Origin of the sequence: Ruoffia sp. FAM 20857 (assembly GCF_045528645.1) — a bacterium.
Lineage (GTDB): Bacteria > Bacillota > Bacilli > Lactobacillales > Aerococcaceae > Ruoffia > Ruoffia halotolerans.
In genome coordinates, this window is record NZ_JBGQRB010000155.1 from 1 (window position 1) to 255 (window position 255).

General features: G+C 38.8%; 1 pseudogene. It reads right to left on the reverse strand.

The annotated features are described in order from the left end of the window. Positions 1 to 255, reverse strand: a pseudogene (locus tag ACEN4N_RS11660) (hypothetical protein); the annotation flags it as partial.

Here is a 255-nt window from a genome sequence, read left to right on the forward strand (position 1 = left end):
TTTTAATTTTGCACGTGCTTGAACAAAAGCTGAAGCGGTGGGAGTTTCGACATGGTAGTTCCATTGTTCAAGTAATTCGCTGTTAAGGCTTTGAGCGCCGAATTTAATAATCGATTCAATAACAACCGACATGGGCAGTTTGCGTTTCCGAGTAAAATCAGCGGAAGGATAATAGACATGTTCTTCCCGATTTTGACAAACGGATTGAATCGCTGACTGTAGATATTGATACGTTATTTTTTGATAGTTATTCAC